Annotated in this window: 12 protein-coding genes; 9 read left to right on the top strand and 3 right to left on the bottom strand. The window is 63.5% G+C overall.

Annotation, left to right across the window (positions count from 1 at the left end; genetic code table 11):
* Positions 1-9: 9 nt before the first annotated feature.
* A complete protein-coding gene (locus tag NXT3_RS27790) occupies positions 10-918 on the bottom strand; it encodes a dihydrodipicolinate synthase family protein (protein ID WP_097525952.1) in 909 nt (302 codons plus the stop codon).
* A gap of 325 nt (positions 919-1,243) precedes the next feature.
* Here NXT3_RS27790 and NXT3_RS27785 point away from each other — a divergent pair, with 325 nt between their 5' ends.
* The 7 genes from NXT3_RS27785 (at position 1,244) to NXT3_RS27755 (ending at position 8,880) form a co-directional block, all read left to right on the top strand.
* Positions 1,244-2,893: an ABC transporter substrate-binding protein gene (locus tag NXT3_RS27785; protein WP_104841083.1), complete on the top strand. Its 1,650-nt coding sequence runs from the start codon at positions 1,244-1,246 to the stop codon at positions 2,891-2,893.
* Positions 2,894-3,122: 229 nt separating this feature from the next.
* Positions 3,123-4,079 (top strand): ABC transporter permease, encoded by a 957-nt coding sequence (locus tag NXT3_RS27780; protein ID WP_104841417.1) that lies wholly within the window; start codon positions 3,123-3,125, stop codon positions 4,077-4,079.
* Between the two features lies 1 nt (position 4,080).
* Positions 4,081-5,040, top strand: a complete 960-nt coding sequence (locus NXT3_RS27775) for an ABC transporter permease (RefSeq protein ID WP_037419700.1) — start codon at positions 4,081-4,083, stop codon at positions 5,038-5,040.
* Positions 5,037-6,044, top strand: coding sequence for an ABC transporter ATP-binding protein (locus tag NXT3_RS27770; RefSeq protein WP_199773408.1), 1,008 nt, complete (start codon positions 5,037-5,039; stop codon positions 6,042-6,044). The genes NXT3_RS27775 and NXT3_RS27770 overlap by 4 nt, the downstream gene beginning before the upstream one ends.
* The gene (locus NXT3_RS27765; RefSeq protein ID WP_104841082.1) at positions 6,044-7,027 is read left to right on the top strand and encodes an ABC transporter ATP-binding protein; all 984 of its coding nucleotides are present in this window, start codon (positions 6,044-6,046) and stop codon (positions 7,025-7,027) included. The genes NXT3_RS27770 and NXT3_RS27765 overlap by 1 nt, the downstream gene beginning before the upstream one ends.
* Before the next feature lies 1 nt (position 7,028).
* Complete coding sequence (locus NXT3_RS27760) at positions 7,029-8,117, top strand: four-carbon acid sugar kinase family protein (RefSeq protein WP_104841081.1); 1,089 nt, start codon at positions 7,029-7,031, stop codon at positions 8,115-8,117.
* A 4-nt stretch (positions 8,118-8,121) separates the two neighbouring features.
* Positions 8,122-8,880 (top strand): FadR/GntR family transcriptional regulator, encoded by a 759-nt coding sequence (locus tag NXT3_RS27755; protein WP_097538949.1) that lies wholly within the window; start codon positions 8,122-8,124, stop codon positions 8,878-8,880.
* Positions 8,881-9,029: 149 nt separating this feature from the next.
* Here the strand turns inward: NXT3_RS27755 and NXT3_RS27750 are convergent, their stop codons facing one another.
* Positions 9,030-10,289 (bottom strand): MFS transporter, encoded by a 1,260-nt coding sequence (locus NXT3_RS27750; protein WP_104841080.1) that lies wholly within the window; start codon positions 10,287-10,289, stop codon positions 9,030-9,032.
* 741 nt (positions 10,290-11,030) lie between these two features.
* On the opposite strand from NXT3_RS27750, the gene NXT3_RS27745 reads away from it, so the two are divergent.
* Together NXT3_RS27745 and NXT3_RS27730 are read left to right on the top strand one after the other, a co-directional pair.
* Complete coding sequence (locus tag NXT3_RS27745; RefSeq protein ID WP_104841079.1) at positions 11,031-13,028, top strand: HAMP domain-containing methyl-accepting chemotaxis protein; 1,998 nt, start codon at positions 11,031-11,033, stop codon at positions 13,026-13,028.
* Positions 13,029-14,273: 1,245 nt separating this feature from the next.
* Positions 14,274-14,519 carry a DUF982 domain-containing protein gene (locus NXT3_RS27730; protein ID WP_037419759.1) on the top strand — a complete coding sequence of 82 codons (246 nt, stop codon included), beginning with the start codon at positions 14,274-14,276 and terminating at the stop codon, positions 14,517-14,519.
* Positions 14,520-14,670: 151 nt separating this feature from the next.
* Here the strand turns inward: NXT3_RS27730 and NXT3_RS27725 are convergent, their stop codons facing one another.
* The gene (locus NXT3_RS27725) at positions 14,671-14,928 is read right to left on the bottom strand and encodes a hypothetical protein (RefSeq protein WP_037419682.1); all 258 of its coding nucleotides are present in this window, start codon (positions 14,926-14,928) and stop codon (positions 14,671-14,673) included.
* Positions 14,929-15,053 lie beyond the last annotated feature (125 nt).

The raw sequence follows: 15,053 nt of genomic DNA, 5'->3' as shown, positions 1-15,053 counted from the left end.
CGATCCTCCTCAGTCCAAAGCCGCGAATTTTTCGGCGAGATCGGCGCGCTCGCTGTCGTTCAGCGGCACGAGCGGCGCGCGCGTCTGGCGCCAGGCATCCTCCCCGCGCCTCAGGGCGACCATCGCCTTGATCGTCGGGATCTGCACATAGGAATTCGACAGAGTCCGATAGGCGTTGATGCGCGCCTGCGCCGCCTGGACCTCGGCCGCCTTTGCCGGATCCGAAACATGGTCGAAAATCAGCCGCAGGGAATCGGCGACGAGATTGGACGTAGCGGTGATGCAGCCCGCGCCTCCGACCTGCAGGAGCGGCAGAAGCAAGGGATCGGCGCCGGCCAGCACGGAAAAGCCCGGCAGCTCCGCCACCAGCGCCTGCATGTTGGCAAAGTCGCCGGCGGAATCCTTGATGCCGACGATGGTCTCGGGAAAGGCCGCCGCGAGCCGCTTGACCAGCGGGATCGAGAGCGGAATCCCGGAGACCTGCGGAATATGATAGAGGATCACCTTCAGCCGGTTGTCGGCGATCTTTTCAACGATTTGCGAATAGGCTGCGTAGAGCCCCTCGTCGCTGACGCCTTTGTAGTAGAAGGGCGGAAGCATCACGACCTTCGTCACCCCGAGCGAGAGCGCATGCTTCGTCAGCGCAACCGTTTCCGGTATGGCGGCAACCCCGGTGCCGGGCATCAGCCGGTCGGCGGCAATGCCGGTTCCGAGGGCGCTCTCCAGGATTGCCCTGCGCTCGTCCTGCGAAAACGAATTGGCCTCGCCGGTCGTGCCGAGGAGGGCGATTCCATGGCACCCCTCCGCCAGCAGCCTGCCGCAATGATCGGAAAAGAGCGCGAGGTCGGGATCGCCGCTGGCCTTAAGCGGCGTCGCAGCGGCGCAATAAACGCCGGTCACCACATGTCGTCCGTTCATCTGCGCCTCCTCCGCGGTCCCGCAAACGGTTGACGAACTTGTCAGATGCGGCCTTCCGGACCGCTTTTCGCCGCTTCCCGATGCGCTTCATCGCTCCTGTTTGGTTCAACATGACCCATGTTGTCAATATGAAAAACGGAGCGCCAATTTTCGCGCATCTGCAACCAATTGATTATACGTGATTTTTTCAACAACGCCGACCTCGCTGTTGAACGGACGTGCAATTTTAGTTGACATATTTACAATATGGTCCAGTGTAGGGCCAATCAGAGCACCATGATCCGGGGAGAGCGGAGGCGCTCGATTTCACGCACGGGAGGAAGAAATGACCAGACGGAATGACCTCGACTCCGCAACGGCGGGCATCTCGCGGCGGGAGGCGCTGAAGCTCGGTCTCGGCGCCACGGTGGCGCTGACGATCGCCGGCATGAACGCGCGCATCGTGATGGCCCAGGAAGGCCAGGTGCTGAAGGTGGCCAATCCGGCCTTCAACCAGGACTGGTCGCCGCTGCGCGGCGGCGGCGTCCCCTATCGCTGGAACTCCATCTGGTGGGCCTCGCCGATGTTCTTCGACAGCGAAGGCAAGATCAATCCTTATGTCTTCACGAGCTGGGAGTCCTCCGAGGGCGATAAGGTCTGGACCTTCAAGATTGATCCGAAGGCCACTTTCTCCGATGGCAGCAAGATCACCGCCGAGGACGTCAAGGGATCGTGGAACGTCTCGGCGATGCCGAACACCAAGAACCAGCGCGCCGACCAAGTGTTGAGCAAGGTCGCCGGCTATGCGGAGTTAAGCGGCGGCAGCGCCAAAGAGATTTCCGGCATCGCCACGCCGGACGAAGGCACCGTCGTCGTGACGCTGAGCGAGGCCGACCCGATCTTCTTCATGCGCCTTGCCAACCATATCGCGCCGATCACCAAGGCCGAGCAGTCGCGCGGTGAAGACGGCGAGGAGATCGCCGATTGGTACACACCGGACAGCGGCGCCGTCTATTCCGGTCCGTTCAAGTTGACGGCGATCGACATCGATGCCGGCACGCTCACCTTCGAGCCCAACGAGAATTTCTTCGGCCCGAAGCCGAAGCTGGCGCGAATCGAGATCGGCTCGATCGAGGACAACGTCACCGCGACGTCACTGTTGAAATCCGGCGAATTCAACGCCCATACGGAACTTGTCACCTCGACGATCATCCAGGACCTCGGAGCGGACTTCGCCTCCGGCCCAATCATCCCGACCAGCCAGCATTTCTGGTTCAACACGGCGCGCAAGCCGATGGACGATCCGAAGGTGCGCGAGGCGTTGATCCGCGCCGTCGATCGCGAAGGGCTGATGAAGGCCTCCTTCCCCGACGGTCCGCACAAGAAGACGGACCAGATCCTGAACTCCGTGCCGGGCGCCGACAATTCCGGCTTCGAGCCCTACCCTTACGATCCGGAAGGCGCCAAGAAGCTGCTTGCCGGGTCGAGCTATGGCGGACCGGAGAAGCTGCCGAAGCTTCTCTTCGTCGGTGTATCCGGCCCGGCGATTGAGGCGGCTGCGCAGTTCATCGCCGAACAATGGCGCCAGAATCTCGGTATTTCCGCCGTCGACATGAAGCCGCAGCAGGACGCCTATGCCGGCCCCGACCAGAATGCCGTACAGATCTTCCGCGACGACGTCGGCACCCGCGTGCCGGATGCCGTCTCCTACCTGCAGGGTTCCATCGCTTCGACCTCCTCGAATGCCCAGAACAAGCTCGGCGGCTATAAGAACGACAAGGTCGACAGCCTGCTGAAGGAAGCCTCAACGAAGGCGGCCGACGATCCGCAGCGCGTGGCGCTCGCCCAGGAGGCGCAAAAGGCCTTCCGCGACGACTGGACCTTCATCCCCTGGTATGCTCAGGCGATGTCGCGCTGGGCGACCGCCGAGGTCAAGGGCATCGACAAGAACCTCGACTGGCAGGTTGCCAAGCCCTGGGAGATTTCGGTCGGCTGATACGGCCGGCTGCTGTCGACCTTAAACAGGACGAGTCGCGCGAAGGCTTCCGGGCCTTCGCGCTCAAATAGGCGCATGGAACGCAAGCTTCGGCTTCCGTGGCGGTCCTGGCGCCCATAACGGCCGGCACGCCAGCGCCCTTTACGGACCCAGGGCGGCTCAGGCAAAGCATGACGCCCGGAGATCGCCATGGCGGGTTGGCCGGCACCATGCGGGAGGAATGAGCGACATGCTGCGTTACGTCGCGACACGATTTGCCATCTGGATACCATCGGTTCTCTTGGTGATGATGGCTGTCTATGCCCTCGCCTTTTACGGCGCCGGCGACCCGATCAAGCTGATCTTCCTGCGTGCGCCGGGAGACGTCGCCTATAATCCGGAACGCATCGAGGCGATCCGCGAAGGCGCCGGGCTCAACAAGCCCTTCATCGAGCAGTTCGGCTACTATGTTTGGAACCTGCTCCAGGGCGATTTCGGCAACTCGCTGAACTCCGGGCGCTCCGTCTGGGCGATGGTCAAGGCGGCCGCACCCGTCTCCTTCAAGCTGGCGCTCTGCTCGATCATTCTCACCGCGCTCATTGCCATTCCGCTCGGGATGATCGCGGCGCTCAACCAGAACCGCCGCCTCGACTACATCATCCTCGGCTCGGCGCTCTTCCTCTGGGCGATCCCGGCCTATGTCGCGGGGCCGCTCTTGATGGTCGCCCTTATCGTTCTTCTGCCGGGCGTCAACGTGCCCTACGGCTGGGGCGGTGTCTTCGACATCCGCATCCTCCTGCCGCTGGTCGTGCTGTCCTTCCAGCCGATCGCCCTCATCATTCGCCAGACGCGCGCCGCGGTGATCGAGGTGCTTTCCGAGGATTTCATCCGGACCGCCCGGGCGAAGGGCGTGCCCGAGATCGTCGTGGCGCTCAAGCATATCCTGCGGCCGGTGCTGACCCCGGTCGTCACCCAACTCGGCCTCATCATGATCACCATCGTCAATGGCGCGATCTTCGTGGAACTCGTCTTCGGCCTGCCGGGCCTCGGCCGGCTGACCGTCAAGGCGCTGACCAATTCCGACTATCCGGTGATCCTGGCGATCACCCTTATCGGCTCGTTCCTGGTGATGATCTCGAACCTCCTGGTCGACATCCTCTATCCGTTCCTCGATCCGCGCGCCGTCGATGCCAAGAGGAGCCGCTGACATGTCTAGCGTTCAAGCCCAGCCCGCCCCTCTTATGGATGAAGCGCCGGTCAGCCTGTGGCGCGATGCCTGGTACCGACTGAAGCGAAACCGCCTGGCGATCTTCGGCCTCGGCATCATCATCCTGCTCGCCTTCGTCGCGCTGTTCGGCCCCTATCTGACGCCTTACGACTTCCTCAGCCAGGATCTCGAGGCCCGCAACCAGGCGCCGTCCCTCGCCCACCTCTTCGGTACCGACGATCTCGGCCGCGACGTCTTCAGCCGCGTCGTTTACGGCACGCGGACCGCCTTTGTCGTCGCCGTCGTGGTGACGGCAATCGCGCTTGTCATCGGTACGGTTCTCGGCGCGGTCGCCGGCTTCTTCGGCAACCCCTTCGACCGGGTGATCATGTGGCTGACCGACATCACCATGTCGGTGCCGAACCTGCTTCTCGTCGTCGTCATCAACGCATCGCTGAAGACGCCGATCGCGCAATGGATGGAGGCGCGCTATCTCGAAACGCTGAATCCGTTCTACCGCGAGACGGTCTGGATCGATTTCCTGCTCGTCTTCGGCTCCATGGCGCTGATTTCCTGGCCCCCCTATGCGCGTCTGGTGCGAGCCCAGGTGCTATCCATCCGCAGCCGGCCCTATATCACCGCCGCCCAGGCGCTCGGCCTGTCGAACCGCATCATCCTAATGCGCTATGTGATACCGAACGCGCTCGGGCCGCTGATCGTTGCCGTCAGTGCCGGCCTCGGCACCGCGATGGTGCTCGAGAGCGCCTTCTCCTTCCTCGGCGTCGGCGTCAATCCGCCGACGCCCAGCTGGGGCAACATGATCTCGGACGGACTGCGCGTCTGGCAACACTACCCGCATCTGCTCGCCGCACCGGCGGCCGTCCTCGGCCTCGCATCCGTCGCCTTCTCCTTCCTCGGCGACGGCCTCAACGATGCCCTGAACCCGCGAGGTAGCAAATGATGAGCGCGAACACGGAATATCGCCTGCTCGACGTCAAGGGACTGACGGTCGAAATCGAAACGCGTAGCGGCCCCGCGGTCATCGTCGACGGCATCGACCTGCATGTCGACAAGGGCGAGACGCTCGGCGTCGTCGGCGAATCCGGCTGCGGCAAGAGCCTCACCATGCTGAGCCTGATGCGGCTTTTGCCCAACAAGATCCGCGTCGCCAAGGGCGAGGCGCATTTCGACGGCCACGACCTGCAGAAGATGTCGAATCGGGAGCTGAGAAAGGTGCGCGGCGGCGACATCGGCTTCGTCTTCCAGGATCCGATGACCTCGCTCAACCCGGTAATGCGGATCGGCGACCAGCTCGCCGAGCCGTTGATCTACCATCGCGGCATGAACAGGAAACAAGCCCGCGAACGTGCCATCGAGCTACTCCGCCTCGTCGGCATTCCGGGGCCCGAGGACCGCATTCAGGCTTATCCGCACGAACTCTCCGGCGGCATGCGCCAGCGCGTCATGATCGCCATCGGGCTTGCCTGCGAGCCGAAGCTGTTGATCGCCGACGAGCCGACAACGGCGCTCGACGTGACGATCCAGGCGCAGATCGTCGACCTGGTGAAGGGCTTGCGCGAAAAGCTCGGCATGTCGGTGGTCTGGATCACCCATGACCTGGCGCTGATCGCCGGCCTCGTCGACCGCGTTGTGGTGCTTTACGCCGGCACCGTCGTCGAGGATGCCCCGGTCGACGCGCTCTACGCCAATCCGCGCCACCCCTATACGCGCGGGCTGCTCGCCTCGATTCCGAAACTCTCCGATGCTCCGGCCTCGCGGCTGAACTCGATCGGCGGCACGCCGCCGGAACCGGGCCGCAGGCCTGAGGGCTGTCCCTTCGCGCCGCGCTGTCCGCTGGCGATGGACATCTGTCGCTCGCATGTGCCGAAGCTCGAGCCCGTTTCCGCTGCAGGAAGCCACCGCGCCGCCTGCTTCGCCGTCGAAAAAGCGCTGGAGGCCGCCTGATGGGTGCAGAACCGCTGCTGAAGATCGAAAACCTCATCAAGCACTTCCATGTGCGGCTCGGCGCCTTCGGCGAACGGGCGGCGACAGTGCACGCGCTCGACGATGTCAGCCTCGATATCGTCGAAGGCGAGACGCTCAGCCTCGTCGGCGAGTCCGGTTGCGGCAAGTCGACGACCGGCTTCACCATCCTGAACCTCCATCGGGCGACCTCCGGCAAGGTTCTCTACAAGGGCCAGAACCTGACGGCGCTTGACGAGAAGCGGATGCGGCCCTTCCGGCGCGACCTGCAGATCGTCTTCCAGGATCCCTATTCGACGCTCCACCCGCGTATGACCGTCGGCGAGGCGATCGGCGAACCCATCCTGTTCCACAAGCTCGCCAGCAAGGCGGAACTCGAAGCAAAGGTTGCGGCACTGCTCACCGATGTCGGCCTGCCGCCGCGCTTCGCCTCACGCTATCCGCACGAGCTTTCCGGCGGCCAACGCCAGCGTGTGGCAATTGCCCGGGCGCTCGCCTGCCAGCCGAAGTTCATCGTCTGCGACGAAGCGATCTCGGCTCTTGATGTCTCGATCCAGGCGCAGATCATCAATCTGCTGCTCGATCTGCAGGAGAAGTACCGCCTCACCTACCTGTTCATCGCCCACGACCTGGCGGTCGTACGCCACATCTCGACCCGCGTCGGCGTCATGTATCTCGGTCGGCTCGCCGAGCTTGCCAGCCGCGACGCGCTCTTCGAGACGCCATTGCATCCCTATACCAAGGCGCTGCTCTCGGCGGTGCCTGAAACCGATCCCGAACATGAGCGCAGCCGCAAGCGGCAGATCCTCGAAGGCGACGTGCCGAGCCCGCTTGCCCCGCCCTCCGGCTGCCGCTTCCACACCCGCTGCCCGATCGCCATGGAGGTCTGCCGCCGGGTGGTTCCGAAGTGGAAGGAGGCGCGGCCGGGGCATCTCGTCGCCTGCCACGCCGTAAACGGCGAATAGCATGACCCTCAAAGTCGCCATCATCGCCGATGATCTGACGGGCGCCCTCGATACCGGAACGCCCTTCGTCGATGCAGGCCTGAGCGTCGCCGTGGCGCTCGACGTCGAGGCAGTCGAGGCCACGATTGCGACGGGCGCGGAGGTCGTCGTGGTCAATACGGTGTCGCGCGCGCTCGATTCCCTCCGGGCTGCGGATCGCGTCAGGCGGGCCGCCGCCGCCCTGTGCCGAACCTCGCCCGTATTCGTGCTGAAGAAGATCGACTCGCGCCTCAAGGGCAATGTCGGGGCGGAGAGCGAAGCGCTGGCCTTTGCCGTCGGCCGCCGGCGCTTGGCTGTCGCTCCTGCCGTGCCCGACCAGGGACGCTACACCCGCGAAGCCCGTGTCGCCGGTTTCGGCGTCGGCGAACCGCTGCCGATCGAGCCGCTCTTTTCCGGCAGCGCCATCGACGTTCGGATCGCCGACGCGGCCTCAGACGAGGATCTCGACGCGCTAGTCGAAAGCCTCGACTGGTCGACCAGCATCGGCGTTGGAGCGCGCGGCCTCGGGCGTGCGCTTGCCCGGCGGCTCGCCCGGCCTTCGTCGCCGGCACCTTTCGCGCCGTCGCCGTGCACGCTCTTTGCTTTCGGTTCGCGTGATCCGATCACCGAGACGCAGATGGCGGTGCTGCTCGAAAGCGGTCACATCGCCAGTCACGTCGATGCACCGGCCGGCGAAGTGCCTGGTGAGCGCGGACCGGCGCGGCTGCCGGCACTGTTGAGATGCACCGGGACGTTGGCCGAGGCACCGGAGATTGTGGCGGAACGCTTCGCCGCAGGCGTTGCCCGTCTCGTCGCCGCCATGGCGCCCGACATGCTGATGATGGGCGGCGGTGATACGGCCTATGCTATCCTGCATACGCTGGGGGCTCGCGTGCTGTTGCCGAGGGGCGAGATTGAGGCGGGAATCCCCTGGTTCGAGACGGAGCGCCGGGGCGGCGGGAGGATGCGGTCAGCGATGAAGTCGGGGGGCTTCGGCAATGCGCAATCTCTGCTAAAGGTTCTGCGAGACGCGCCAGAATTACGGCATGCGGCCGATGAACAGGATGGGTAAGCGAATGGCGGAGAATGGCGGCCTTGGCCATGAGGCGGCAGCCGAAGCGAAAAGCGAACGCGGCAAATCGGTAAAGCTCGTCGATCGGGTCTTCAACCAGTTGCACGAGCGGATCCGCACCGGCAACTACGCACCGGATTCGAGGCTTCCGGGCGAGCATGAGCTCGCCTCGATGCTGGGCGTCTCCCGCCCCGTCGTGCGCGATGCGCTCGGGAGGCTGCGCGAGCAGGGCCTGATCTATTCGCGCCAGGGTGCGGGCACCTTCGTCAGCGCCCAGGTCTCGGCCGCCGCGCAGCTCGCCTATTCGCCGGTCAAGTCGATCGCCGACATTCAGCGCTGCTATGAATTCCGCCTGACGATCGAGCCCGCCGCCGCCTATTACGCCGCCCAGCGACGCGACGAGGCGGCGATCGCTCGGATCGCCGCGGCGCTTGCCGAACTGCGCGAAGCGACAAGCCATCAGTTGCACCGCACCGATGCCGATTTTCTCTTCCACAAGGCGGTCGCCGAAGCGGCCAACAACCACTACTACACCGCCTCGCTCGAGGCCCTGCGCGCCCATATCGCCGTCGGTATGCACCTTCATGGCCTTTCGCTGATGGGCCCGCGACCGGGCCTGGAACAGGTCTATGAAGAACATCGGCAGATCTACCGCGCCGTTCAGGAGGGCCACGCCGAAGAGGCCCGCGACCTGATGCGCAAGCACCTCGAAGGTTCGCGCGACCGGCTCTTCGAGGGCAAGGTCCTCGACCTTTCCTTCTAAATTCAGGGCTCCCAAAAGGGAACGAAAAAGCCCGGCACAGGAGTGCCGGGCAGGAAGCAGGGTTTTGGCAATCCCTGCGGGGAAGCGAGTGTATGGAGGCGGATGCCGTTCGGCGCGGTCAGTTCCTGCGATCGCGCCACCGTCGAAGCCTATCGCCCGTAGGCACCGACCGGCGCGCCCTCGTCGGCACGCCGCTTGAACTGGCGGATCGAGGCGTTCATCCAGACCATCGAGACGGCGACGATCACGAAGAGCAGCATGAAACAGCTTGACCAGAGGCCGGTCCAGTCCTTGAGGAAACCGAAGGCGACGGGCAGGATGAAGCCGCCAAGGCCGCCCATCATGCCGACGACGCCGCCGACAGCGCCGACATGCTCAGGATAATAGGCGGGAATGTGCTTGTAGACGGCCGCCTTGCCGAGGCTCATCACGAAGCCGAGCACGAAGGTAACGGCGACGAACACGACCGGGGTAATCTGGAACGCGCCGCCCTCGGGCACGGAGAGGATGAGCGTTGCGACGGCCGACACGGCGAACATCGCATACATGATCTTGCGCGCGCCGATCCTGTCGGAAAGAGCGCCGCCATACGCACGGAAAATGCTGCCGGGAATGGAGTAGGCCGCGGCGATCATGCCCGCCGTCTCGAGATTGAAACCGTAGACGCCGACGAGGTAACGCGGCAGCCACAGCGCTAGCGCGACGAAGCCGCCGAAGGCGAAGAAATAGTAGAGCGAGAAGCGCCAGACCTGAACGTTCCTGAGGGGCGCGAATTCGGCGAGGAAGCTCTTGCGCGGCTGGCTCACCTCGCGGCGGGCACGGAACTTCGGATCGTCGTCAGTCGTGAACCAGAAGACGATGGCCGTCAGCAACAACCCGGCCGCCCAGACCTGCGCGACCGTCTGCCAGCCATAGGCGACGAGAACGAACGGCGCCAGGAACTTGGTAACCGCCGCGCCGACATTGCCGGCACCGAAGATGCCAAGCGCCGTCCCCTGCTTTTCCGGCGGGAAGAAGGGGGAGACATAGGCGACACCGACGGCGAAGGAGCCGCCGGCAATGCCGACGCCGAGGCCGGCGAGCAGCATTTCAGGGAAGGTGGTGGCGTAGGCGAGGAGAAAGGTCGAAAGCGCGGCCGCCAGCATGGTGACCGTATAGACGAGCCGGCCGCCGTAGCGGTTGGTCCAGATGCCGAGCACGATGCGGATCAGCGAGCCTGTGAGGATCGGCATGCCGATCAGCAGGCCGAACTGCGCTTCGCTTAGTCCCAGTTCCTGCTTGATGCGCACGCCGATGATCGAAAAGATCGTCCACACGGCAAAACAGATGGTGAAAGCGGTCGTCGAGATCCACAGGGCGCGGCCCTGCTCCCCGGCAGTGATCTTCTGTGACTGGTGAACAGCGGACATAGCTTCTCCCGGCGCAAAGGCGCCATTCGATCGTTGATCCTGGAAATGCCCCGAACAACGCGCGTCGCTTCTCAGCGATCGCCGCTTCCATCCTGCTTAAGCAACCTTGCTCCTGGTGCGCGACATTGGGCACCGCCGGCGGTCAGCTCGGGCTCACCAGATGAAAAGCAAGAGACATGCCAACTGCAAACATTTGATATAAGCGCTGCAAAAGCAGTGGCTTGCTCGAAGAAGCTCTACCGTCTCGCTGGGCAGGTGACCAAAAATTAGCCTGCTGGGACGGGCCTGATGAAACAGTGGGCATATCCGATACGGCTAGATCTGCAACGAATACTTCCACGGGTAGACGACCACTTCTACGGAGAGGCCCGAGAGGCTCGCGCCGGAGATATTGAGCGGATGGATGCAGCCGGCGACGCTCGTTTCGTTCACGACTAAATGTAAAGAGTTGCTTTGTGGCGCGGCAGATGCATCTCCGATAGGAATCGGCTGACGGGCTACTCGTGAAACTAGCACAAACGGGGCGTTGAATATCCACAATGCGCAGCAATGGCGGCCGCTCGCCCACTGAATCAGCAATATAGTAACCTTTATAAGAGATTGTTCACTTCCGCTTCTGCATGCCATGGTTGTAGCACCCGGAGTATGTCGAAGAACACTGCCGTGCGAATGACTCGATCGGCTTTTCTCTACCGACAGGAACCATGACGACTTCCTAGATCTCATTTGACCGGAGGATCGATGAATCGGATTTCACTCAAAACCTCACTCGTCGGCGCTTTTGCCGTCTTGCTGTTGCTACTTGTCGGGCAAGGTCTGTTTGCCCTTTCCCTAGCTCGCAGCATTTACGGCGACGTGGAGACCCTCGCGACGCGCTGGGTGCCGAGCGTCGACATCACCAACAAGATCAACACTGCGATTTCCAACCTCCGCGGCTCGGAAAATCGGCATATCGTCAACCGCACCGAAGCCGGCATGAAGCGTGCCGACGACGCAATCGCCGCCGATCTCAAGAAACTGGAAGAGCGGATGAGAACCTATGACGGGCTGGTGTACGACCAGAAGGAGCGCGAGCTTTACACCGAGTTCAAGGATGTACTCGCCACCTATCTGAAGCAACATGACGAGCTGATCGCGATGTCGCGCGCCGGTAAGAAGGACGAGGCGGGGGATTTCCTGACAAGCGCCATGCGTCAAAGCTACAACGAACTGGACAAGCTGGCTGACGGGTTCCGCGACATCAACCTTGCGGGGGCGAAGCAGAGCTACGCGGACAGCTCGACCGACTTCACCAGCGCCCGCATCACGACTTTCATGCTGCTGGCGATCGCCTGTCTGGGCGCTCTCGGCGCCATGGCCTTAGCGATTGTCGGTATCTCGCGCCCGATCAATCGGACCACCGCGGTCATGCGCACCCTCGCGGGTGGCGATCTGTCGCTCGAAATCCCCTTTACCGACAGGGCGAACGAAATCGGCGCGATGGCGCGCGCCGTCGAGGTGTTCAAGCAGAACGGCCTCAAGGTGCGCGAATTGAACGCGCAAGAAGCCGCGCTGCAGGCGAAAAGCGCGGACCTTCAGTCGAGCATCGGAGAGGTGGTGACCGCGGCGGTTGCCGGCGATTTCACCCGGCGCATCACCAAGACCTATGACAATGCCGATCTCGACCGCTTCGCCACCCAGGTGAACGAACTGGTTACTTCCGTCGACCGCGGCGTTGCCGAGACCCGCCGGGTGATCTCGGCATTGGCGGAGGGTAACCTTACGGAAACCATGCGCGGCGAGTTCCAGGGCGCCTTCGGCGAGCTTCAGTCCAATGTCAATCAGACGATGGCGAACCTGCGCTCCGTGCTCGGCGAGGTCCGCGGGGCGATCGACACGATCAACGGCGGCGCCGGCGAGATGCGGATTGCCTCGGGCGACCTCTCGAAGCGCACCGAGCAGCAGGCCGCCTCGCTCGAAGAGACCTCCTCGGCGCTGGAGGAAATCACCGCCGCGGTGAAGAGCTCGACGGAGCGGGCGACGGAGGCCAGCCACATGGTCGACGAGGCCCGCAAGAGCACCGAGCAGTCGAGCGCTGTCGTCAAGGATGCGGTCTCGGCCATGGGCAGGATCGAAGCGGCCTCCGGCGAGATCGGCCAGATCATCAACGTCATCGACGAGATCGCCTTCCAGACGAACCTCTTGGCGCTCAATGCCGGCGTCGAGGCGGCACGGGCCGGCGAGGCCGGCAAGGGCTTCGCCGTCGTGGCGCAAGAGGTGCGCGAGCTGGCGCAGCGCTCCGCCAATGCGGCCAAGGACATCAAGGCGCTGATCTCGCGCTCGGGCAACGAGGTCGAGGCCGGGGTGAAGCTGGTGACCGCGACCGGCGCGGCACTCACCCTGATCGAGGGGCATGTGATCAAGGTCAACGAGCACGTCCATTCGATCGCGACCGCCGCCCGCGAGCAGTCGACCGGCCTGTCGGAGGTCTCGACCGCGGTCAACCAGATGGACCAGGTGACGCAGCAGAACGCGGCGATGGTCGAGGAATCGACGGCGGCGACGAACCGGCTCGCCGACGAGGCGGCAAACCTCGCCCGGCTGATCGCCCGCTTCCGGCTTGAGCCGGGCGCGGCACCGCGCCTCGCCGCAGCCGACAGCATGCCGGCGACGTCCCCCGCCCGGGCGCTCGGCCGCAAGCTCGCCGGCGCCTTCGGTGGACAAACCGCCGCTGCGACGGCCGATTGGCAGGAGTTCTGATCGCAAGCAGCCTCGACTTGTCGCAACATTCAGCTCCGCATCGTGGTAATGCCGCATGCGCAAAGGCCGCGTTTCGAGGTTGCGCAGCACCAGCCACGCCTCGAACGGCGACAGCTTGGCGCCGGTATAGGGAGAGATCTCGCGATTGATCGTGGCGTTACGATCAGCGGCGTTTTGATCTTACTGGCACCGGAACTGCTCTTCGCCGTGACCGTCTCGCCGTCCTTTTTCTCTTCTGTCCCCTGCCGCCGAGATCGTCAGCGGCTGCAGCGCCGTGGCGCCGAAACGCCTAAGGTCGGTGCCATGATCGTAAAGCGCGCCGTGGCGCCCCCTGCCGCAATGCAGCAAGATTGATATATTGTTCAATCAAACTGAGTTGCATGGCCCTATCACCGGCGTGTGCTTCTCCGGTTCGGACGCGCCGAGGTCGGTCTCGGTGGTCATGCGCAAGGAAATGGACGAGCGTGGGGCGCAGGACCGTCAATATTTCCTTGAGTGAAGAGTCAGTTTTTCCGAGAGTGACTTTCAAACCTCGAATGATAGCCGGCCGCTAGCGCCGCATCCAGGCGTGTCAGGGAACCCCGGCGACGCGATTTCGTTCTCCTATGATCAAGGGAGTAATGGATATGTTCGCCCGAAGAAATGAGCGCCTGGCGCCCGAGAAGCAGGCCTCAGCCACCTTCCCGGTCGCGGTCCTGCTGTTGCGCCATTTTCGTCTACCTGACGATCGGCGGCGGCTTTTTGGAGGACGGAGCAGACACGGTCGTCTATACGCCGCAGGTCGCCGACTCGGCGGGGCAGCGCTGATCGGCCTGACGCCCGCATTCGCGACTTGTGAGGAGGCGAGCGGTCCGCAGTCTTAATGTTGCCTCAGCCTCGTCAGCAGGAACAATCGTCACACCAGTGGACTGTCCGGACGTATCAAGGGAGTTCCGCCATGAAACCCGACCCCACCGGCCCCGGTCCCGGACCGGGCATCATCCCGCCAAATCCCGTCCCTCCGCTCGGCATCCCCGACCCGCCCACCAAAGAACCGCAACCCAAAAAGCTCCCCGAGGAAGAACCCGGCACTCCCGGACGCGAAACGGAAGAGCCTCCTCGTGCGACCGGGGGCCGAGCCGCCCACAGCAACAAGTGATCCATCATTGCCGCGTTCCCGCATCAATGATGCAAGCCAAGATGGAAAGCACGGGAACGAAAGGGTTCAGAGGCAGTTAGGTGGGCCAGAAGCCAAGGGACGCCGACATGTTCAAGTCATGGAACGAATGCGTCATCGTGGACTTGCCCGATCTCGACGGTGTCCAGATCGTCTGGAGCCCGGCCGAAGCGGCAAGGTTGCTTAGCGAACATTGGCCAGTCTCCCATGGCAACGCCTACAACGCCGCCCTCAATGCCTGCACCGACGCCATGCTCGGAACGGCCCCAGAGGATCAAGCGCGCCAAGCTTTTGTCGCTGCGGTCAAGGAAGCGAAAATCAAGATGATGCGGTGACGGTGTGTCACCAGCGTGTACTCTTCTCCCTCATTCCTGTGACGAGCACAAGAGATGAGGAGGGAGAAGCATCCCCGAGACCAAAGGTGCGCACGGTCACGTGCAGTGTCCGACGAAGGAATGCCGCGAATATCAATCCCTCCTCAGCACATCAGAGCTCGTCGTCCGTCACCTTCGGCGGAACGCGGCCCGTATGATGGACCGGATTGTCCTTTCCGGCTGCTTCGGTCGGCTTCTCGCGCCGCTCCGACGTTCCGCTCCTTGCCGGCGGTTCGTCGGCCTCCTCGCCGGCTGGGCGAGCTTGATCCGGCAAGGGCTTCGGATCCATATTCATCTCCTTCGGATCGGGCTTCCAGGTAGGAGACGGCATGGGTTGATTCTTGAGGGCTTCGTCCTTGGGATTGCTCATCGTCACGATCCTTTTCCAGCTCCAAGGATCGAACCCTCGGCTCGTCCGAAGGTTCCTTGACGTGGCCGGGCGTATCGGAGGTGGAACCTATCTTGTGACAAGTCTGTTCGGGTGGCTCCAGATTG

Origin of the sequence: Sinorhizobium fredii (assembly GCF_002944405.1) — a bacterium.
GTDB classification, from domain to species: domain Bacteria; phylum Pseudomonadota; class Alphaproteobacteria; order Rhizobiales; family Rhizobiaceae; genus Sinorhizobium; species Sinorhizobium fredii_C.
Note: the sequence above shows the minus strand (reverse complement) of the source record. Positions and strands in the feature narration are given on the sequence as shown.

Excerpts from the sequence above, each read along its gene's own strand:
- NXT3_RS27745 (WP_104841079.1), top strand. The coding sequence starts at position 11,031 with ATGAATCGGATTTCACTCAAAACCTCACTCGTCGGCGCTTTTGCCGTC.
- NXT3_RS27775 (WP_037419700.1), top strand. The coding sequence starts at position 4,081 with ATGTCTAGCGTTCAAGCCCAGCCCGCCCCTCTTATGGATGAAGCGCCG.
- NXT3_RS27785 (WP_104841083.1), top strand. The coding sequence starts at position 1,244 with ATGACCAGACGGAATGACCTCGACTCCGCAACGGCGGGCATCTCGCGG.
- NXT3_RS27790 (WP_097525952.1), bottom strand. The coding sequence starts at position 918 with ATGAACGGACGACATGTGGTGACCGGCGTTTATTGCGCCGCTGCGACG.
- NXT3_RS27750 (WP_104841080.1), bottom strand. The coding sequence starts at position 10,289 with ATGTCCGCTGTTCACCAGTCACAGAAGATCACTGCCGGGGAGCAGGGC.
- NXT3_RS27760 (WP_104841081.1), top strand. The coding sequence starts at position 7,029 with ATGACCCTCAAAGTCGCCATCATCGCCGATGATCTGACGGGCGCCCTC.
- NXT3_RS27755 (WP_097538949.1), top strand. The coding sequence starts at position 8,122 with ATGGCGGAGAATGGCGGCCTTGGCCATGAGGCGGCAGCCGAAGCGAAA.
- NXT3_RS27780 (WP_104841417.1), top strand. The coding sequence starts at position 3,123 with ATGCTGCGTTACGTCGCGACACGATTTGCCATCTGGATACCATCGGTT.
- NXT3_RS27765 (WP_104841082.1), top strand. The coding sequence starts at position 6,044 with ATGGGTGCAGAACCGCTGCTGAAGATCGAAAACCTCATCAAGCACTTC.
- NXT3_RS27725 (WP_037419682.1), bottom strand. The coding sequence starts at position 14,928 with ATGAGCAATCCCAAGGACGAAGCCCTCAAGAATCAACCCATGCCGTCT.
- NXT3_RS27770 (WP_199773408.1), top strand. The coding sequence starts at position 5,037 with ATGATGAGCGCGAACACGGAATATCGCCTGCTCGACGTCAAGGGACTG.
- NXT3_RS27730 (WP_037419759.1), top strand. The coding sequence starts at position 14,274 with ATGTTCAAGTCATGGAACGAATGCGTCATCGTGGACTTGCCCGATCTC.